Genomic DNA, 19,323 nt, shown 5'->3' with positions numbered 1-19,323 from the left:
CGCAGTCCATCACCTAAGGTGGTTCCCATGCGCCGCCGACTCGCTGCCCTCGCCGTCTGCGCCGCGGTGATCGTCGCCGCGGCGTGCGGGGGTGACGCCGTCACGGTGCCGGCCCCGCCCGCGCCGATGCACCCGCTGCCGGGCGCGGCCGGCGCCGGTGATCCGTATTACCCGGACGACGGCAACGGCGGGTACGACGCGCTGGACTACCACGTCGACGCGTCCTACGACCCGCCGAGCGGCCACCTCGAGGCCGACACCACGGTCACCGCGAAGGCCACCCAGGACCTCAGCCGGTTCGACCTCGACCTGCGCGGGCTCGACGTCCACAGCGTCGAGGTCGACGGGCAGCCGGCGAAGTTCACGCGCGAGAAGGCGTTCGAACTGGTCGTCACGCCGAACGCGCCGATCCGCGCCGGGACGACGTTCCGCACCCGCGTCCGGTACGGCGGCGACCCGGCGAAGACGCCCCACGACGGCGGCAGCGAGAACGGCTGGCAGCACTCGGCCGACGGCGGCGCGTACATGGTCGGCGAGCCGCATTCGGCCGCGTTCTGGTACCCCGTGAACGAGACCCCGCGCGACAAGGCGTCGTTCACGCTCACCGCGCACGTCCCGGCGGGCTGGACGGTGATCTCGAACGGCCGGGAGGGGCCGCCCGGGACGTGGACCGAGCCGAACCCGATCGCGAGCTACCTGACGACGATCGCGATCGGCAAGTTCAGTGTCGACAGGTCGACATTGCCGGACGGCACGCCGGTCGTCTCGGCGTACGCGCCCGGGGCCGAGGAGCACCGCGCGATCGGCGACCGCCTGCCGGAGGTGCTCGGCTTCCTGAGCGGCAAGTTCGGGCCGTACCCGCAGTCGGCGGCCGGCGGGATCTTCCTCGACGAGGACGTCCACTTCTCGCTCGAGACGCAGACCCGCCCGACGTACGCGAAGTGGGCCGACCTGCCGACGCTGGTGCACGAGAACGCCCACGAGTGGTTCGGCGACTCGGTGTCGCTGCGCGACTGGTCCGACATCTGCCTGAACGAGTGCTTCGCGTCGTACGCGCAGTGGCTGTGGGCCGAGCGCGAGGGCCAGAACCTGGACGCCCGCTACCACGCGGCGATCGAGATCACCCGCGACAGCACGGACTTCTGGTCCCAGAAGCTCGTCGGCATGGGCCAGGGCCACGAGTTCGAAGGCGTGTACAACAAGGGAATCCTGGCGCTGCACGCATTGCGCCGCCAGATCGGCGACCCGGCGTTCGACCGGCTCCTGCACGCCTGGCCGGCCCGCTACCGCCACGGCACCGCGACCTGGGCCGACTTCGAGAACATGGCGGCCCAGGTCAGCGGCAAGAACCTGCACGCCTTCTTCGCCGACTGGTTCCACGGCACGACACTGCCCGCGGACGCCGACCTCTTCCCCGGCTCACTGCGCAGCTGAGCTGCCCAGCAACGACCGCGTCAAGGCGCTTCGCGCGTCTTGCATCTCGCGCAGCGCCGTCGACAGCTCCTCGTCGCCCACCACGACATCCTCTTCCGGACGTGCCGCCAGCGCGAGCAGCGACGCCCGGCGCAGCAGCTCCTTCGCGAACGACGCCGTGACTCCCTCGGTCGCCGCGACGACGGGGGTCAGGTTCGCCGTCAGCTTGAGCCCCCGCGCGTACAGGCGCAGCAGCGCCTCGCGGCCCGTCGCGTCCGGGAGCGGGATCTCCACCGCCAGGTCGACGCGGCCCGGGCGGTCGGCCAGCGCGCGCTCCAGCTCGCTCGCGCGGTTGGTCGTCAGCAGGAACGTGACGTCGGCGTCGCCGCCCACGCCGTCCATCGCGTCGAGGAGCGTGAACAGCAGCGGCTGCACCTGCGGGCCGTAGCTGCGGTCCTGGGCGATCAGGTCGACGTCCTCCAGCACGACCACGCTCGGCTGCAGCCGCCGCGCCAGCTCCGCCGCCTTCGCCACGAACCGCATCGCCGTGCCGGTCAGGATGACCACCGTCGTCTCCGGCAGGCGGCCCATCAGGTACCGGACCGTGTGCGTCTTGCCGGTGCCGGGCGGGCCGTGCAGCAGCAGGCCGCGCTTGAGGTGCTGCCCGGCGGCCAGCAGCCGCTCGCCGTGCCGGGCGATGCCGATCGTGTGCCGCTCGATCGCGTCGAGGACGCCGTCCGGCAGCACCACCTCGTCGCCCCGCAGCTTCGGCCGCGGGAGGAAGGTGAGCAGCTCGTTGCCGCGGTTCTCGCTGCTGCCGAAGGCCAGGACCTGCCCGCGCAGGAGGTCGTGCTCGACCATCAGGCGCTCGACGCGGTCCCGCACGCCGGTGGCGATCACCCGCGACGTCGCGAGCACCTCCAGCCGGCACTGTTCCTGGCCCCACTGCGGGTTCGCGCCCCGCACCGCGAGCAGCACCGGCTCGCCGCCCGGGGCGTGCGTGCCGACGAGCCCGAGCTGCACCGCCTCGGTCGCGACGTCCGGGCCGATCGCCGTGGTCGTGTAGTCCACCGAGCCGAGCTCGTACATCCCCTGCCTGCGCGCGGTGGCGAGCATCCCGATCAGGTCCTCGTGCGTGCGCTGGCCGCCCGCGATCCCGAACCAGTCGACGGCCGTGCCGTGCTCGGCGAGGTAGGCGTCCACGCTGCGCTGGATGTTCGCGTGCTCCCACATCGCCCAGTTGCGGGTCACCACCACGATCTCCGGCAGCGGCGCCCCCAGGTGGCCGGTCACCCGCTCGATCAGTTCGCTGCTCCGCTCGCCGGCGACCTCGTCGGCGGTGGCGCGGACGATCCGGGCGAGGTCCGCCGCCAGGTCCCGCTCTGCGCTCCCCATGAGATCCACAGTGGCACGGATCACAGCGCCGGGACAACTACGCTGGGACCCATGAGTGTCGTGAAGATCAACGCGATCGAGGTCCCCGAAGGCGCCGGCCCCGAGCTGGAGAAGCGGTTCGCCGCTCGAATGCACGCCGTCGACCAGCAGCCGGGCTTCCTCGGGTTCGAGCTGCTGCGCCCGGTTTCCGGCGAAACGCGCTACTTCGTGTACACGAAGTGGGAGACCGAGGAGCACTACCAGGCGTGGGCGAAGGGCGGCCCGGCCGCGGCGGCCCACTCGGGCGAGCGCGCCAAGCCCGTGTCCACCGGGGCGAACCTCCTGGAGTTCGAGGTCGTCCTCGGCTCGCAGCCGGGTGAGTGACGCGCTCGAGCGGGCCGCGGAGCTCCTGGACGGCGCCGGCGCGCTGCTGATCTGCGCCGGCGCCGGGATGGGCGTCGATTCCGGGCTGCCGGACTTCCGCGGCGGCGAAGGGTTCTGGCGTGCGTACCCGCCGTACGCCCGGCTCGGGCTGCGGTTCGAGGAGCTGGCCGACCCGCGCCACTTCGCCGACGACCCCGAGCTGGCCTGGGGGTTCTACGGCCACCGGCTTTCGCTGTACCGGAAGACCGTGCCGCACCACGGCTTCCGGCTGCTGCTCGGCTTCGAGCCGCCCGGCGGCACCCGCGTCTTCACGTCCAATGTGGACGGACAGTTCCAGGCGGCCGGCTTCGCGCACGTCGCCGAGGCGCACGGCTCGATCCACCACCTGCAGTGCCTGGCCGGGTGCACGCCCGAGATCTGGGCCGCTTCCGGCGTCGACGTCGAGATCGACAACGAAACGATGCGCGCGGTGCCGCCATTGCCGTCGTGCCCGAGCTGCGGCGGGCTCGCGCGGCCCAACATCCTGATGTTCGGCGACTTCTCGTGGGTCCCGGACCGCAGCCAGGCCCAGCTCGACGAGCTGGCGGCGTGGCGCCGCGAGGTTTCCGGCCTGGTCGTCGTCGAGCTGGGCGCGGGCCAGGCGGTCCCGACGGTCCGCCGCTACAGCGAGCTGGCCAGCGCGGCGAGCGGCGCGCTGATCCGGATCAACCCGCGCGAACCCGAGATCCGCCACGGCCGGGGCGTGTCCATCGCGGCCGGTGCGTTGGAGACGCTCGAAAAGCTGGCCTGATCACGGCAGGCGGACCTCGGCGAACACCGCCCGGTGATCGCTGCCCGCGACGTCGAACACGCGGTAGTCCTGGACCGCCGCCCGGTTGTCGACCACCACGTGGTCGATGGTCACCAGCGGCGACGACGACGGCCACGTCGGCTCCAGCGCGTCGCCGCGTTCGGACGCCGCGTCGTTGTAGCCGCGGGACAGCACCGTGCGGAACGCCGCGTGGTCCAGGGTCGCGTTGAAGTCGCCCGCCAGGATGCGCAGGCCGTGCTCGCCCGCCGCGCGGGACAGGTCCTTGATCTCGCGCTCCCACTGCGGGGTGTCGACGTCCGGGGAGATCGGGTGGACCGCGACGATCTCGGCCACCACGCCGTCGCCGAGGTCGGCCTGCGCGCCCGGCTGCTTGGCCGCCGAATCACCCGTCAGGTTGACCTCCGTCAGCGGGAAGCGCGACACGATCCCCGAGCCGAACGCGCCGGGCGCCGGGTGCAGCACCCGATACGGCAGCAGTTGGAACAACCCGGCGGCGGTCAGCCCGTCGACCGCGCGCGGCGTCATCTCCACCAGGTTGAGCACGTCGATCCGCTGCTCGCGGACCAGGTCGACGACGGCCTTCGGGTCCGCCTGGCCGTAGAGCAGGTTGGAGGCGAGCACGCGCAGTGTCTTGCCGCGCACCTCGCGCTGGTCGCTCGCCGACAGCCGCGGCAGCACGAGCACGGCCAGCACGACCGCCAGCACCAGCGCGACCCCGCCGACCCACCAGCGTCGCAGGGCCAGCGCCAGCCCGCCGAGCAGCAGGCCCGCGGCCGCCAGGTACGGCGTCAGGGCCAGCGCGACGAGGGTGTACCAGTCGCCGTCGTAGCCGATCAGGCGCAGCACCGCCTCGGCCGCCAGCAGCACCAGCGGCACCACCAGCAGGGCCGTGACCAGCGGGTTCTTCCGCCGGACGCGCGTCTCTTCCGCAACGGTCATGTGCCGAGTATGCCCAGGTGCCCACCGCCGGGCCCGGGCGGCGACAACTCCTCCACAAGATCTCCACCAGCGGCTGCCAGCGCCTGCCAGCGCGCTGTGCGCGGCCTGCCAGCGCCGACCGCCACAGTGAAGCTCACCAGCGACAGCGAAGGAGGAACGCCCATGTCGCACGCGATCCAGGCCGAGGGCCTGGTCAAGCACTTCGGGGACACCAAGGCGCTCGACGGGGTGGACCTCGAGGTCCCGTTCGGGCAGGTCGTCGGCGTGCTCGGGCCGAACGGCGCCGGCAAGACGACCGCCGTCCGGATCCTGGCCACCCTGATGAAACCGGATGCCGGCCGAGCGACCGTCGGCGGCTACGACGTCGTCGCCGACCCGGTGCGGGTCCGCAGCCTGATCGGGCTGACCGGGCAGTACGCGTCGGTCGACGAGGACCTCAACGGTATCGAGAACCTCGTCCTCATCGGCCGGCTGTACGGCCACTCCCGCGCCCAGGCCAAGGCCCGCGCCGCCGAGCTGATCGAGCGGTTCGAGCTGACCAAGGCGGCCAAGCGGCCGATCCGGACGTACTCGGGCGGCATGCGGCGGCGGCTCGACCTGGCCGCCAGCCTCGTCGGCCGCCCCGAGGTGCTCTACCTCGACGAGCCGACCACCGGGCTCGACCCGCACGCCCGCAACGAGGTCTGGGACGTCGTCCGCACCCTCGTCGCCGAGGGCGCCACGGTGCTGCTGACCACGCAGTACCTGGAGGAGGCCGACCAGCTGGCCGACAAGATCACCGTGTTCGACCACGGCCGCGTCGTGGCCGACGGCCGGGCCGACGAGCTCAAGCGCCGCGTCGGCGGGCAGACCCTGCAGGTCCGGCCGACCCAGCTGTCCGACATGGACGCCGTCAACCGGATCCTCGGCGACCTCTCCGGCGTCCGGCCGACCCGCGACGACACGTCCGGGCTGCTCACCGCGCCGGTCAACGACCCGGTGCTGCTGTCCACCCTGGTCCGCAAGCTGGACGAAGCCGGGATCACCGCGGACGAGCTGGCGCTGCGGCTGCCCAGCCTCGACGAGGTGTTCCTCGCCCTCACCGGGCACGCCGCCGAAGAGTCCACTGAGGACACTCGCGACCTCGAAGGGAGCCTGGCATGACGACGCTGGCGCTCGACCGCCCGGCCCCGCCGCGGCACATCAGCCCCGCCAAGGGCTTCGGCCACGCGCTTTCGCTGGCCTGGCGCGGCATCCTGAAGATCCGCAAGAACCCCGAACAGCTCGCCGACGTCACCCTGATGCCGATCATCTTCCTGGTGATGTTCGTGTACCTGTTCGGCGGCGCGCTGTCCGGCTCGACCGACGCCTACCTGCAGATGGTCGTGCCCGGCATCATCGTGATGAACATCCTGCAGGCGTGCCTGACCGTGGGCACGAACCTCAACACCGACATCACCAAGGGCGTGTTCGACCGCTTCCGCAGCATGCCGATCGCCCGCTCGGCACCACTGATCGGCGCGGTGCTCGCCGACGTCGTGCGGTACATCGTCTGCCTGACCGTGCTGATGGTCGTCGCGACGATCATGGGCTACCGGATCGCGACCAGCCCCGCCGAGTTCGCCGTGGCGATCCTGCTGGCGCTGGCGTTCGGGTTGTGCTTCTGCTGGGCCTCGGTGTTCGTCGGCATGGTGATGAAGTCGCCGGGCTCGGCGCAAGCGCTGATGTTCGTGTTCGTCATGCCGCTGACCTTCGGCAGCAACGTGTTCGTCCAGACGTCGACGATGCCGGGCTGGCTGCGGGCATGGGCGGACATCAGCCCGGTCAGCCTGATGGCGAACGCGCTGCGCGGCCTGATGAACGGCGGCGCCGTCGCCGGCCCGCTGGCCGGGGCGCTCGCCTGGATGGCCGGCGCGGTGATCGTGTTCTTCCCGCTGGCCACCTGGGCCTACCGCCGGCGGGTCTGAAAAAGGCGCACACACGGGGGTGAGTCGCGCCAGGGGGGTCGTGAGTGAGAAACAGGGTTAGAACACTGTGCCGCAGCTCAGGACATCGCCGACAGTTGATGTCTCAGGACATCGCGGACACTGATCGGCCTGTCGGCGTAGTGACCAGGGCTTTTGTGGTGATCATGCGGCGATGGGCAGAACAGGGTTTTCGATGGATCCTGAGTTCGTCGCCGCGGTCGCGCAGGCCGCTCACGGCGAGAAGATCAACGTGGCGCGGTTCTGCCACGAGCACGGCGTGTCCCGGGACACCTTCTACAAGTATGTAACCCGGTTCCGCACGGAGGGAGCCAGCGGGTTCACCCGCCGCAGCACTGCCCCGCACCACCGCCCCAGCACCCTCGGCGCGGCGGTGGCCGAGGCGGTGCTGCGGGCCCGCAAGGAACTGGCCGAGGCAGGCCTCGACAACGGCCCGATCTCCATCCGCTGGCGGCTGAAGGACGCCGGGGTCACCCCGGTCCCGTCGCGGGCCTCGATCCACCGGATCCTGTGCGCCCACGGCCAGATCGTCCCGCAGCCGCGCAAGAAACCCCGGACCCGGCGCCGGTTCACCTACGCCGACCCCAACGGCTGCTGGCAGATCGACGGCATGGAGCACCACCTCGCCGACGGCACCAAGGTCTGCATCCTCCAGATCCTCGACGACCACTCCCGCCTCGACGTCGGCTCCTACGCCGCCCCCGGCGAAACCACCGCCGACACCTGGACCGCGCTACAACAGGCCTTCGCCGGCTACGGCGTACCCGTGAAACTCCTGTCCGACAACGGGCTCGCCTTCACCGGCCGCCACCGCGGCTGGATGGTCGAACTGGAACGCCACCTCGCCGAACTCGGGGTCACCAGCATCGCCTCCACCCCGCACCACCCGCAGACCTGCGGCAAAAACGAACGCCTCCACCAGACCTTGCAGAAATGGCTCGCCGCCCGACCACCCGCCAAGAACCGAGCAATGCTTGAAACCTGTGGATGGCTGGGAAGGGGGCGTACCTTCCCGGTGACCGGATGAGGTTTCCAAGCATGGCCGACGCGCCAACGTCGGCCGGGAAGGTACGACCCGATGCTGAGCGTAGTCCCTGATCCTGCTGCTGGTGATGATGGTGCGGCGGGCGGCTCGTCCGCGTCGTCGGTGATCGATGAGCTGGTGCGTGAAGGCGCGCGGCGGATGCTGGCCGAGGCGTTGCAGGCCGAGGTCGAGGCCTATATCGCCCGGTTCGCCGGCGAGCGTGATGAGAACGGGCATCGCCTGGTGGTCCGCAACGGTCACCACGAACCGCGCGAGGTGCTGACCAGCGCGGGCGCGGTGCAGGTGACCGCGCCGCGGGTCAACGACAAGCGCATCGACCCCGACACCGGCGAACGCGAGCGGTTCTCCTCGGCGATCCTGCCGCCGTGGGCACGCAAGACCCCGAAGATCACCGAGGTGCTGCCGCTGCTGTACCTGCACGGCCTGTCCTCGGGGGACTTCGTGCCGGCGCTGGGTCAGTTCCTCGGGTCGGCGAAGGGCCTGTCGGGTCCGGTGATCACGAAGCTGACCGAGCAGTGGAAGGCCGAACAACGCGCCTTCGCCGAACGTGATCTGTCCACTGTGGACTTTGTTTATCTGTGGGCGGACGGGATCCACGTCAACATCCGCCTGGAAGAGCAGAAACTGTGCCTGCTGGTGATGATCGGGGTGCGCGCCGACGGCCGCAAGGAGCTGGTGGCACTGGCTGACGGGTACCGCGAGTCGGCCGAGTCCTGGGCGGATCTGCTGCGCGATGCCCGCCGCCGCGGGATGCGTGCCCCGGTGCTGGCCGCGGGCGACGGGGCACTGGGGTTCTGGGGCGCGCTGCGGGAGGTGTTTCCCGAGACCCGGGAGCAGCGCTGCTGGTTCCACAAGATCGCCAACGTGCTGGCGGCGCTGCCCAAGTCCGCGCATCCCGGGGCGAAGAAGGCCCTCGCGCAGATCTGGAACGCCGAAGACCGCCGGCACGCCCTGGACGCGGTGAAGGCGTTCGATGCCGCCTACGGCGCGAAGTTCCCCAAGGCCGCCGCCAAGATCACCGACGACATTGACGTGCTGCTGGCGTTCTACGACTATCCGGCCGAGCACTGGATCCACCTGCGGACCACGAACCCGATCGAGTCAACCTTCGCCACCGTGCGGCACCGCACCAAGGTCACCAAGGGTCCTGGCTCCCGCGCGGCGGGGTTGGCGATGGCATTCAAGCTCATCGAAGCGGCCCAGGCTCGCTGGCGCGCGGTCAACGCGCCCCACCTGGTCGCCCTCGTCCGTGCCGGCGCACGGTTCGAGGCAGGCAAACTCGTCGAACGCCCCACCGAACACACCCCACCCGCAGCCGCCTAAAAGATCTTCATCCACAGGTCTTGACTATTGCTCCAAGAACCTTGCTGCCCTGCAACAGCTTCTCGACGAATACCGACAGGAGTACAACAACCGCCGCCACCAAAGCCTCGACGGCCAGACACCCCAGCAACGCTACGACGCCCGCCCCAAAGCCACCCCCGCCACCGGGCCCCACCGGCCCAGCGGCGTCACCACCCGCCCCGTCTCCGCCACCGGCGTGATCGCCTTCTCCGGCTGCTCCATCGTCCTCGGCCGCACCTGGGCCGGGCACGCCGCCACCGTCTACTGGCAAGGCGACCGCGTCACCGTCATGGTCGACGACATGGTCGCCCGCCAACTCACGCTAGACCGCTCGGTACGCTACCAACGCCTCACCAACCAGAAACTGTCCGGAAAGTCCTGAGACATATCTGTCCGATATGTCCTGAGACAGCGCACAGGGTTAGAACACTGTTTCTCACTCACGACCAGTGCGGGAGGGGGCGTTCGCGGGGGCGGGCGTCCCCTTCAGCCGATTTCGGCGTACACCCCGGCGATGGCGTCCTCTTTGGACGCCGCGAGGGCCGCCGCGATCAGCTCTTCGTACCGTGCTTCGGAAAGCTCTTCACGCAGGTGGGCGATCAGCTCGCGCACCTCCGGGCTGCCGAGGTCGAACCGGCCGCGGATCCGCGCCGACGTGCCCAGCATGCGGGCCGCGTCCGCCGGTCGGCCCTGCTCGCCGCGCACCAGCGCCAGCAGCTCGACCGCACCGGCGAGGTCCGGCATGTCACCGCGGTCCCGGCTCGTGCGGATGGCCTTGGCCACGTGCGCCTCGGCCGCGTCGGGCCGGTGCTCGGCCAGCGCGAGCCGCCCCTCGAACGCGCTGACCCACTCCTCGCCCATGCCCTCGGGGAACGCCGCTTCCCAGGTCAGCGCCGTCAGCTGGCTCAGCGCGGCGCGTGCTTCCGCCGTCCGCCCGCTTCTCAGGCACAGCTCGATCCGGCCGAACATCAGCAGCGCCCGCTGCTGCGGGTTCTCGAACCCCTGCCCGTACCGCTCGGCGGCTTCCTGGTCGCGCCACGCGCCGTCGAGGTCGCCGAGGCGGGCGCGTTCGATGGCCAGGCGCCACCAGTGCTGGACGACGTCCTCGGGCGACCGCAGCTCCATCGACAGCGCCAGTCCCTGCTGGTACACCTCGATCGCGCTCTCGCCGTGGCCGGACTGGGACAGCGCGTTTGCCTTGAAGCTCAACGTCATCGCCGTGCCCCAGCGGTCGCCGACCTCGCGGAAGCCCGCGTGCGCCCGGTCCCGCGCCCGGTCCGCGCCGTCGACGTCCCCGGTGTCGTCGAGCAGGAAGCTCTCGACCCAGTGGCCGCCCGAGCGGGTCCAGACGTCGTCGGCGGCCTGCGCGCGGCGCACCTCGCGCATCGCCAGCTCGCGGTCGCCGCCGAGGAACGCCAGCATCGGCAGGGCCACGGCCAGGCCGGGGTACTTCCCCACCGCGCCGGTGCGGACGCACTCGTCGACCAGTTCGCGGACACCGTCGAGCGGGAACCGGGCCGGCACCTGGCGGAACAGCCGCGAGATCGCGCGGTAGGCCGCCCGGACGTCCGGGGGCAGCCGGTCGCCGAAGCCGAGCACCGCGTCGATGAACTCCTCGGCCCGCTCGCCCTGCCCGAGGATGGTGAAGTACCAGAACATCCCGTTGAGCAGCCGCACCGAAGTGTCCACATCGGACATTTCGATGGCCACGCGCAGGGCGCCGGCCAGGTTGACCGACTCGGCCTCGTAGAAGTCGATCGAGGACAGCTGCCCGGCCGTGCGGAGCAGCGGTTCCGCTCGTTCGGCCAGGTCGGCGTAGTAGCCGGTCATCGCACGCTGGAACGAGTCCCGCTCAGCGGACTCGGCGAGCCGCTCGCCGGCGTAGGCCCGCAGCGTCTCCAGCATCCGGTACCGCGGCTCGCCGCCGCGGTTCACCGTGTCCACAATGGACTTCTCGACGAGCGTGCCGAGCACGTACGGGACGTCGGCGACGGGCAGCGACTCGTCCGCGCAGACCTGCTCGACGGCGTCCATCGGCACCCCGCTGGGGAACACCGCGAGCCGCCGCGCGAGCACCAGCTCGGGCTCGGTGAGCAGGTCCCAGCTCCACTCGACGACCGCGCGCAGCGTCCGCTGCCGCGGCAGCGCCGTGCGGCTGCCCGAGGTCAGCAGCCGGAACCGGTCGTCGAGCCGGGCGGCGATCTGGGCCGGCGTCATCGACCGCAGCCGCGCGGCGGCCAGCTCGAGGGCGAGCGGCATCCCGTCGAGCCGGCGGCAGATCTGGCCGACGTCGTCCACAGTGGACTCGTCGAGCACGAAGTCCGGCCGGACCGCGCTCGCCCGGTCGAGGAACAGCCGCGTCGAGTCCAGTTCGGCGGCTTCGGCGGGCGCCGCGCGTTCGGCGGGCACCGGCAGCGGCCCGAGCGGGCAGAGCGCCTCGCCGGTGATGGCCAGCGGCTCGCGGCTGGTCGCGAGGATCCGCAGGCCGGGCAGCCGGCCCAGCAGGTCGTCGGCGAGCGACGCGGCCGCGTCGATGACGTGCTCGCAGTTGTCCAGCACCAGCAGGGCTTCACCGCCCGCCAGCACCTCGACGGCGTGGCCGAGCAGGTCCGGCCGCCGCCGCACCTCGGTTTCGGCACTGCGGATGTCGCGCACCTCCAGCGCGGCGAGCAGCGCGCCGCCGACGTCGCCGGGGTCGCGGACGCCGGCCAGCGGCACGAACCACACCCGCCCGCGCGCGTGCGCCGGGTGCCGCGACGCCGCTTCGGTGGCCAGCCGGGTCTTGCCCGCCCCGCCGGGGCCGGCCAGGGTGACGAGCCGGGCGCCGCCGAGCAGCTCGGCCAGCAGCTTCAGCTCGTCGTCACGGCCGATGAACGTGGTCAGCCGGGTCGGCAGCCGGTCGGTCACCGGCGACGGCGGCGCGAACTCGCCACGCAGCGCGGCGAGGTGGACCTCCTGCAGCTCGGCCGACGGGTCGACGCCGAGCTGGTCGGCCAGGGTGCGGCGGAGCCCGGTGTAGACGGCCAGGGCCTCCGACTGGCGCCCGGCCGCGCACAGCGCGCGGATCCGCAGCCCGGCCAGCCGCTCGCGCAGCGGGTCGGCGTCGGCCGCGGCGGTCAGGTCGGCGAGGACTCCGGCGTGCTCGCCCAGCCGGATCAGCGCCTCGAAACGGTCTTCGGCCGCCTCGGCCCGCAGCTCGGTGAGCCGGCGGGCCGGCGCGGGCGCGAACGGCGCGTCGAGGACGTCGGCGAGCGCGCCGCCCTGCCACAGCGCGAGTGCCCCGGCCAGCAGCTCGGCCGCGTGGGCGTCCCGGCCCGCGGCCAGTTCACGACGGCCCTCGGCGGCGAGCCGTTCGAAGCGTTCGGCGTCGACGTCTTCCCGCGCCACGGCGAGCCGGTAGCCGCCCGGGCCCGATTCGACGGCCACCGGCAGGGCCTTCCGCAGCCGCGAGACCAGCGACTGGAGGGCGTTGGCGGCGTCGGCCGGCGGTTCGGCACCCCAGAGGCCGTCGACGAGCGCGTCGGCCGGGACGGCCCGCCCGGCGTCCAGCGCGAGCCGGGCCAGGAGCATGCGGAGGCGGGCTCCGCCGATGTCGATCGGCGTGCCTTCGTCGTCGGTCACCCGCAGTGGGCCCAGCAGCGCAACGCGCACGTGTCCAGCTTTCCAGACCCCGCACCGGCGCCGGGGCCGGATGGCCGGAGCGGCACCGACGGAAGTGCTGATTTTCCGGACAAATGCGATGTCACCTCGCTCGAGGGCACATTCGTGGCGATACGTTGCGATTCCACGTCCACCCAGACGGACAGGAGCGTTCATGAGGGGACAGAAACCGGTCGTTCTCGCCACCGCACTGCTCACCGGCCTCTGCCTGAGCAGCGGGGTCGCAGCCGCCGGGAACGACTGGGGCGCCGCGAAGCCGGGCAGCGACGGCGCCGGCGACAGCTACTACCCGCAGGACGGCAACGGCGGCTACGACGTCGCCGACTACCACCTCAAGGTGAGCTACGACCCCGCGTCGCACCAGCTCGAGGGGCTGCAGGACATCTCCGCGCGGGCGACGCAGGCGCTCAGCTCGTTCGACCTCGACCTGCGCGGCCTGACCGTCGATTCGGTGCAGGTCGACGGCCGCGGCGCGCAGTTCAGCCGGACCGGCGACCACGAGCTGGTCATCACGCCGGCGCGGTCGCTGCGGCGCGGCGAGCAGTTCGAGGCCGAGATCGCGTACCACGGCGTGCCCGCGCCGATCGAGGACCCGTCGCTCGGCAACAACGGCTGGCAGTACGCCCAGGCGGGCGGCGCGTTCGTCGCCGGCGAGCCGAAGTCGGCGACCACCTGGTACCCGGTCAACGACACCCCGCTCGACAAGGCCACGTTCCACCTCGCGATCACCGTGCCCGACGAGTGGGGCGTGATCGCCAACGGCCGCGAGCACCCGTCGTTCAAGGCACCCGGCGGCACCACGCACGTCTGGGCCGAGGAAACGCCGATCGTGCCCTACATGACGACGGTCGCGATCGACAAGTGGACCTTCGACCGCCAGAAGCGCAAGGACGGCACGCCGGTCGTCAGCGCGTTCGCCCCGGGCACGCCCGACGCGACCAAGCAGGCCGAGGGCCGGCTGCCGGAGATCCTCGACTTCCTCGAGTCGAAGTTCGGCAAGTACCCGATCGACGCGGCGGGCGGCATCTTCCTCAACGAGCAGATCGGCTTCTCGCTCGAGACGATGAGCCGGCCGATCTACTCCGCGGGCTGGGCCGGCACGGTGCCGACGATCGTCCACGAGAACGCCCACCAGTGGTACGGCGACTCGGTGGCGGTCCAGCACTGGAAGGACGTCTGCCTCAACGAGTGCTTCGCGTCGTACGCGACGTGGCTCTGGGACGAGGCGAAGAACGGCGTCGACCTGAACGCGCAGTACGCGGCCGACGTCAAGAAGGCGTCGACGGCGTTCTGGAACGGCAAGCTGTACGACATGGGCGCCGGCAACGAGTTCACGTACGTGTACTCGAAGGGCCCGATGATGCTGCACGCGCTGCGCAACTACCTCGGGCAGGCCGCGTTCGACCGGGTGCTCCGGACCTGGCCGTCGCTGCACCGGAACGGGAACGCGAGCATGCAGGATTTCCAGCGGTACACCGAGTTCGTCGCGCACAAGGACCTCCAGGGGTTCTTCGACGCGTGGGTGTACGGCGCCGGCAAGCCCGCCGACCAGTACCTCTTCCCGGGTGGGCTGAAGCCCGCCGCCTGAGCTCGTGAGGGCCACCCTGCCGTCGTAGGGTGGCCCTCACGGCGTTTTGGGGAGGATGCATGGCCGAGGTGCTGATGACGGGGTTCGCGCCGTTCGGCGGGGAGCAGGTGAATCCGTCGTGGCAGGCGGTTTCGCTGCTCGGCGCGCGCCGGGACGACGTCGCCGCGGTCGAGCTGCCGTGCGAGTTCTCGGCGTCGCTGCCGGTCTTGCGCGACGCGGTCCTGGCGCACCGGCCGTCGCTGGTGGTGTGCGTGGGCCAGGCGGGTGGCCGGCTCGACGTGACGCCCGAGCGCGTCGCGATCAACCTGATCGACGCCCGGATCCCGGACAACGCGGGCGAGCGGCCGGTGGACGTCCCGGTGGTCCCGGACGGCCCGGCGGCGTACTTCACGACGTTGCCGGTGAAGGCGTGCGTGGCGGCGATCCGCGCGGCGGGCGTGCCGGCTTCGGTGTCCCACACCGCGGGTACATACGTGTGCAACCAGGTCTTCTACGGGCTGATGCACCTGCTGTCGACCCTGCCGGGCGTGCGCGGCGGGTTCGTGCACGTCCCGTTCAGCCCGGAGCAGGTCGCGGCGTCCGGCACGGCGGCACCGTCGCTCGGGGTGGACCGGGTCGCCGACGCGCTGGAAGTGCTGGTGGACACGGCGTTGCGCACGACGGAGGACCTGGCCGTCAGCGCGGGCGCGGAGCATTGACCACCGCGTCGCGACCGGTCCGGCCAGGGACCGTGGTTCGACGAGACCTGGTGAGCCAGGTCGGGTTCAGCTCCGGCGCTCGGCCGTTGGCGGCGCGTACCGCGGCGGCCGGACGGCCTGCTGCCGCCAGGGTTGGGGCGGCGGCGGAACGGGCGGCCGGACCGGCGCGAACGCGGGCACGGTGAGGTCGTCGGTGGCGCCCAGCGGCACGTGGTGGAGGCCGAACGCGACGGCCGTCTCGGGCTGGTCCTGCGTCGTGGGCGCGACGCCGAGCTGGCGCCCGAGCAGCGTGGCCAGCAGCGGCATCCGGCTCGGCCCGCCGACGAGGTAGACCCCGCCCAGCTGCCCGGGGTGCAGGCCGGCGCGGCGGATCGTCGCGCCGAGCAGCTCGGCGCTGCGGAGCAGGCTGGGCCGCACGAGCGCGTCGAGTTCGTCGCGGCTGACCAGGACGTCACCGAACGGCTCCGGCATCGGCACGTGGGTCCGGCTGTGGCGGGAGAGGCTTTCCTTGGCGTCGCGGACGTCCAGCAGCAGCGCACGCCGGGTGCGGCGGTCGGCGGTGGACCGCGGGCGGAGAAGACGTTGCCACTGCGCCGGATCGGTGTGCGAGACCGAGCGGCCGATGTGCACGAGCAGGGCCTGGTCGATGTCGATGCTGCCGAGGTCGGGCAGGCCGTCCTCGGCGAGCACGGCGAAGCCCTGCCGGCTGACGCCGACGACCGCGCAGTCGAACGTGCCGGCCCCGAGGTCGTAGACCCCGATGGGCCCGGCGTTGCGCCGCCCGGCACTCGCGTAGTGCGCGGCGGCGGCCACCGGTTCGGGAATCAGCCGGACGTCACCGAAGCCGGCCTTGGCGGCCGCGGTGCGGATGGCTCCCTGCCGGGTGGCACCCCAGCCGGCAGGGTGCGAAATCCGCGTCTGCGCGGGCGGGCGGCCGAGCTGCCGACCGGCCTCCTCACCCATCCTGCGCAGCACGGCGGCGAAGGCGTCGGTGACGTCGACAGTGGTCTCGCCGAGTTGCAGGGTGCCTTCGTCGATGCGCCGCTTGGGAAGGGGCTCGAACCGGCGTGGATCGAGCCGCGCCCGCCGTTCGGCTTCCTGCCCGACGACGAGCAGCCCGTCATCGGCGACGAAGACGGCGGAGGGCATGGTGACCGACCCATCGACCTCGACCGCCCGCGGCCCGCGCCCGGAGGCGGAGAGGACACCGACGGTGCTGGAAGTCCCGAAGTCGATCGACAGCACGTCCACGCGGTTCCCCTCCCCAAGCCCCGCGGACATCGTCTCATGCTTCCGACCGGACGCTGTCAGGTCCGGCCCCGGGCACGCGAGAAGGGCGGCTCCCCATCGGGGAACCGCCCTCCTGCGAACTACGAGCCGGGATCAGTCGTTCTCGGCTTCGCCGCCCTGCTCCTCGTGGCCCGCGCCGATGCTGACCGGCGGGGCGTCCGGGATGGACGACGGTCGGCGCTCACCGCGGAAGGTGAACTTGGCCTGGTCGTCCTTGTCCTCGGGGTTGCCGCTCCAGCCCTCGACGTCGACCAGGATGATCTGGCCGGGCTCGACCTCGCCGAAGAGGATCTTCTCCGACAGCTGGTCTTCGATCTCGCGCTGGATCGTGCGGCGCAGCGGGCGAGCGCCCAGCACCGGGTCGAAGCCGCGCTTGGCCAGCAGAGCCTTGGCCTTCGCCGTCAGCTCCAGCTCCATGTCCTTGGCCTTGAGCTGCTTCTCCACACGACCGATCATCAGGTCGACCATCATGATGATCTGTTCCTGCGTCAGCTGGTGGAACACGATGATGTCATCGATCCGGTTCAGGAACTCCGGGCGGAAATGCTTCTTCATTTCCTCGTTGACCTTCTGCTTCATCTTCTCGTACCGGGTGCCGGTGTCGTTGGACCCGGCGAACCCGAGCGAGACGGACTTCGAGATGTCCGACGTGCCCAGGTTGGACGTGAAGATGAGGACCGTGTTCTTGAAGTCGACCGTGCGGCCCTGACCGTCGGTCAGGCGGCCGTCCTCCAGCACCTGCAGGAGCGTGTTGTAGATCTCCTGGTGCGCCTTCTCGATCTCGTCGAACAGGACCACCGAGAACGGCTTGCGCCGCACCTTCTCGGTCAGCTGGCCACCCTCTTCGTAGCCCACGTAGCCCGGAGGGGCACCGAAGAGCCGCGAAGCGGTGTAGCGGTCGTGGAACTCACCCATGTCGATCTGGATGAGCGCGTCGTCCTCGCCGAACAGGAAGGACGCCAGCGCCTTGGACAGCTCGGTCTTACCGACACCGGACGGGCCGGCGAAGATGAACGAGCCCGACGGGCGCTTCGGGTCCTTCAGACCGGCGCGCGTACGGCGGATCGCCTGCGAGACGGCCTTGACCGCGTCCTCCTGGCCGATGATGCGCTTGTGGAGCTCTTCCTCCATGCGCAGCAGCCGGGTGGTCTCCTCCTCGGTCAGCTTGAACACCGGGATGCCGGTCCAGTTGGCCAGCACCTCCGCGATCTGCTCGTCGTCGACCTCGGCGACGACGTCGAGGTCGCCGTCCTTCCACTGCTTCTCCCGCTCGCCCTTCTGGCCGAGGAGGGTCTTCTCCTCGTCACGCAGGCGGGCGGCCCGCTCGAAGTCCTGCGCGTCGATCGCGGACTCCTTGTCGCGGCGGACGTTCGCGATCTTCTCGTCGAACTCGCGCAGGTCCGGCGGCGCGGTCATCCGGCGGATGCGCATCCGGGCGCCGGCCTCGTCGATCAGGTCGATCGCCTTGTCCGGGAGGAACCGGTCGTTGATGTACCGGTCCGCCAGGGTCGCGGCGGCGACCAGCGCCGAGTCGGTGATCGAGACGCGGTGGTGCGCCTCGTACCGGTCACGCAGGCCCTTGAGGATCTCGATCGTGTGCTCCAGCGACGGCTCGCCGACCTGGATCGGCTGGAACCGGCGCTCGAGGGCGGCGTCCTTCTCGATGTACTTGCGGTACTCCTCGAGCGTGGTCGCGCCGATCGTCTGCAGCTCACCGCGGGCGAGCATCGGCTTCAGGATCGAAGCCGCGTCGATCGCACCCTCGGCGGCACCCGCCCCGACCAGCGTGTGCAGCTCGTCGATGAACAGGATGATGTCGCCGCGGGTCTTGATCTCCTTGAGCACCTTCTTCAGGCGCTCTTCGAAGTCACCGCGGTAGCGGGAGCCGGCGACCAGGGAGCCCAGGTCCAGCGTGTAGAGCTGCTTGTCCTTGAGCGTCTCGGGCACCTCGCCCTTGACGATGCTCTGCGCGAGGCCCTCGACGACGGCGGTCTTGCCGACGCCGGGCTCGCCGATGAGCACCGGGTTGTTCTTGGTCCGGCGGGACAGCACCTGCATGACCCGCTCGATCTCCTTGCCGCGCCCGATGACCGGGTCGAGCTTGCCCTCGCGGGCGAGCACGGTCATGTTGCGGCCGAACTGGTCCAGCACCAGCGACGACGACGGGGTGCCTTCACCACGGCCGCCGGAACCGGTTTCGGTGGACTCCTTGCCCTGGTAGCCCGAGAGCAGCTGCAGCACCTGCTGGCGGACGCGGTTCAGGTCCGCACCCAGCTTGACCAGCACCTGCGCGGCGACGCCTTCGCCCTCGCGGATCAGGCCCAGCAGGATGTGCTCGGTACCGATGTAGTTGTGGCCGAGCTGCAGCGCTTCGCGCAGCGACAGCTCCAGCACCTTCTTCGCCCGCGGCGTGAACGGAATGTGCCCGCTCGGCGCCTGCTGGCCCTGGCCGATGATCTCCTCGACCTGCTGGCGCACGCCCTCCAGGGCGATGCCCAGCGACTCCAGCGCCTTGGCGGCGACACCCTCACCCTCGTGGATCAGACCCAGGAGGATGTGCTCGGTGCCGATGTAGTTGTGGTTGAGCATCCTGGCCTCTTCTTGAGCCAGGACGACCACCCGCCTCGCGCGGTCGGTGAACCTCTCAAACATGTGCACTCCCTCGACTGCTGCGCCGGCGGCCCGTTTCCATCGTGCTTTCACCGCGATGGATTCAGCACCGTGAGACCACTCTAGTAGCCAAGCCGTCGCGCTGGCGTACCACTACGGCTCTTCGTGGCCTTTTCCGCACCCGGACGTGGGGTCTGCCGGGT

Annotated in this window: 14 protein-coding genes and 1 pseudogene; 10 read left to right on the top strand and 5 right to left on the bottom strand. The window is 71.2% G+C overall.

What is annotated here, in order from left to right; genetic code table 11:
• Window positions 1–27: 27 nt before the first annotated feature.
• On the top strand, window positions 28–1,434 hold the full coding sequence (locus tag OG738_RS14610; RefSeq protein WP_329054380.1) for a M1 family metallopeptidase: 1,407 nt from the start codon (window positions 28–30) through the stop codon (window positions 1,432–1,434).
• Here the strand turns inward: OG738_RS14610 and OG738_RS14605 are convergent.
• On the bottom strand, window positions 1,420–2,808 hold the full coding sequence (locus tag OG738_RS14605; protein ID WP_329054378.1) for an AAA family ATPase: 1,389 nt from the start codon (window positions 2,806–2,808) through the stop codon (window positions 1,420–1,422). The genes OG738_RS14610 and OG738_RS14605 overlap by 15 nt on opposite strands.
• A gap of 51 nt (window positions 2,809–2,859) precedes the next feature.
• On the opposite strand from OG738_RS14605, the gene OG738_RS14600 reads away from it, so the two are divergent.
• Both OG738_RS14600 and OG738_RS14595 read left to right on the top strand, forming a co-directional pair.
• Window positions 2,860–3,171 (top strand): antibiotic biosynthesis monooxygenase family protein, encoded by a 312-nt coding sequence (locus OG738_RS14600; protein WP_329054377.1) that lies wholly within the window; start codon window positions 2,860–2,862, stop codon window positions 3,169–3,171.
• Window positions 3,164–3,961 carry an SIR2 family NAD-dependent protein deacylase gene (locus tag OG738_RS14595; protein ID WP_329054376.1) on the top strand — a complete coding sequence of 266 codons (798 nt, stop codon included), beginning with the start codon at window positions 3,164–3,166 and terminating at the stop codon, window positions 3,959–3,961. The genes OG738_RS14600 and OG738_RS14595 overlap by 8 nt, the downstream gene beginning before the upstream one ends.
• Here OG738_RS14595 and OG738_RS14590 read toward each other — a convergent pair whose 3' ends face one another.
• Window positions 3,962–4,921 (bottom strand): endonuclease/exonuclease/phosphatase family protein, encoded by a 960-nt coding sequence (locus OG738_RS14590; RefSeq protein ID WP_329054374.1) that lies wholly within the window; start codon window positions 4,919–4,921, stop codon window positions 3,962–3,964.
• 162 nt (window positions 4,922–5,083) lie between these two features.
• Here OG738_RS14590 and OG738_RS14585 point away from each other — a divergent pair, with 162 nt between their 5' ends.
• From OG738_RS14585 to OG738_RS14565, 5 genes are all read left to right on the top strand, one after another.
• Window positions 5,084–6,064 (top strand): ATP-binding cassette domain-containing protein, encoded by a 981-nt coding sequence (locus OG738_RS14585; RefSeq protein WP_329054372.1) that lies wholly within the window; start codon window positions 5,084–5,086, stop codon window positions 6,062–6,064.
• Window positions 6,061–6,867, top strand: coding sequence for an ABC transporter permease (locus OG738_RS14580; RefSeq protein ID WP_329054369.1), 807 nt, complete (start codon window positions 6,061–6,063; stop codon window positions 6,865–6,867). The genes OG738_RS14585 and OG738_RS14580 overlap by 4 nt, the downstream gene beginning before the upstream one ends.
• Window positions 6,868–7,060: 193 nt before the next feature.
• Window positions 7,061–7,912 (top strand): DDE-type integrase/transposase/recombinase, encoded by an 852-nt coding sequence (locus tag OG738_RS14575; RefSeq protein ID WP_329054368.1) that lies wholly within the window; start codon window positions 7,061–7,063, stop codon window positions 7,910–7,912.
• 51 nt (window positions 7,913–7,963) lie between these two features.
• On the top strand, window positions 7,964–9,253 hold the full coding sequence (locus OG738_RS14570; protein WP_329054367.1) for an IS256 family transposase: 1,290 nt from the start codon (window positions 7,964–7,966) through the stop codon (window positions 9,251–9,253).
• The gene (locus OG738_RS14565) at window positions 9,180–9,656 is read left to right on the top strand and encodes a hypothetical protein (protein WP_329057101.1); all 477 of its coding nucleotides are present in this window, start codon (window positions 9,180–9,182) and stop codon (window positions 9,654–9,656) included. The genes OG738_RS14570 and OG738_RS14565 overlap by 74 nt, the downstream gene beginning before the upstream one ends.
• 104 nt (window positions 9,657–9,760) lie before the next feature.
• Here the strand turns inward: OG738_RS14565 and OG738_RS14560 are convergent, their stop codons facing one another.
• Window positions 9,761–12,925, bottom strand: a complete 3,165-nt coding sequence (locus OG738_RS14560; RefSeq protein ID WP_329054365.1) for a BTAD domain-containing putative transcriptional regulator — start codon at window positions 12,923–12,925, stop codon at window positions 9,761–9,763.
• A 163-nt stretch (window positions 12,926–13,088) separates the two neighbouring features.
• Between OG738_RS14560 and OG738_RS14555 the strand changes: the two genes are divergently transcribed.
• Together OG738_RS14555 and pcp are read left to right on the top strand one after the other, a co-directional pair.
• Window positions 13,089–14,522 carry a M1 family metallopeptidase gene (locus OG738_RS14555; RefSeq protein ID WP_329054363.1) on the top strand — a complete coding sequence of 478 codons (1,434 nt, stop codon included), beginning with the start codon at window positions 13,089–13,091 and terminating at the stop codon, window positions 14,520–14,522.
• A 59-nt stretch (window positions 14,523–14,581) separates the two neighbouring features.
• The gene (gene pcp, locus OG738_RS14550) at window positions 14,582–15,220 is read left to right on the top strand and encodes a pyroglutamyl-peptidase I (RefSeq protein WP_329054361.1); all 639 of its coding nucleotides are present in this window, start codon (window positions 14,582–14,584) and stop codon (window positions 15,218–15,220) included.
• A gap of 72 nt (window positions 15,221–15,292) precedes the next feature.
• Here pcp and OG738_RS14545 read toward each other — a convergent pair.
• Together OG738_RS14545 and OG738_RS14540 are read right to left on the bottom strand one after the other, a co-directional pair.
• A pseudogene (locus tag OG738_RS14545) lies at window positions 15,293–16,471 on the bottom strand (Hsp70 family protein); the annotation flags it as partial.
• A 132-nt stretch (window positions 16,472–16,603) separates the two neighbouring features.
• Entirely contained in the window at window positions 16,604–19,162 is a 2,559-nt protein-coding gene (locus tag OG738_RS14540; RefSeq protein ID WP_329054360.1) for an ATP-dependent Clp protease ATP-binding subunit, read from the bottom strand.
• Window positions 19,163–19,323: the final 161 nt, after the last annotated feature.

It is taken from the genome of Amycolatopsis sp. NBC_01488, from assembly GCF_036227105.1.
Lineage (GTDB): Bacteria > Actinomycetota > Actinomycetes > Mycobacteriales > Pseudonocardiaceae > Amycolatopsis.
The sequence above is the reverse complement of the archived record's forward strand: the minus strand, read 5'-3'. Positions and strand labels throughout refer to the sequence as shown.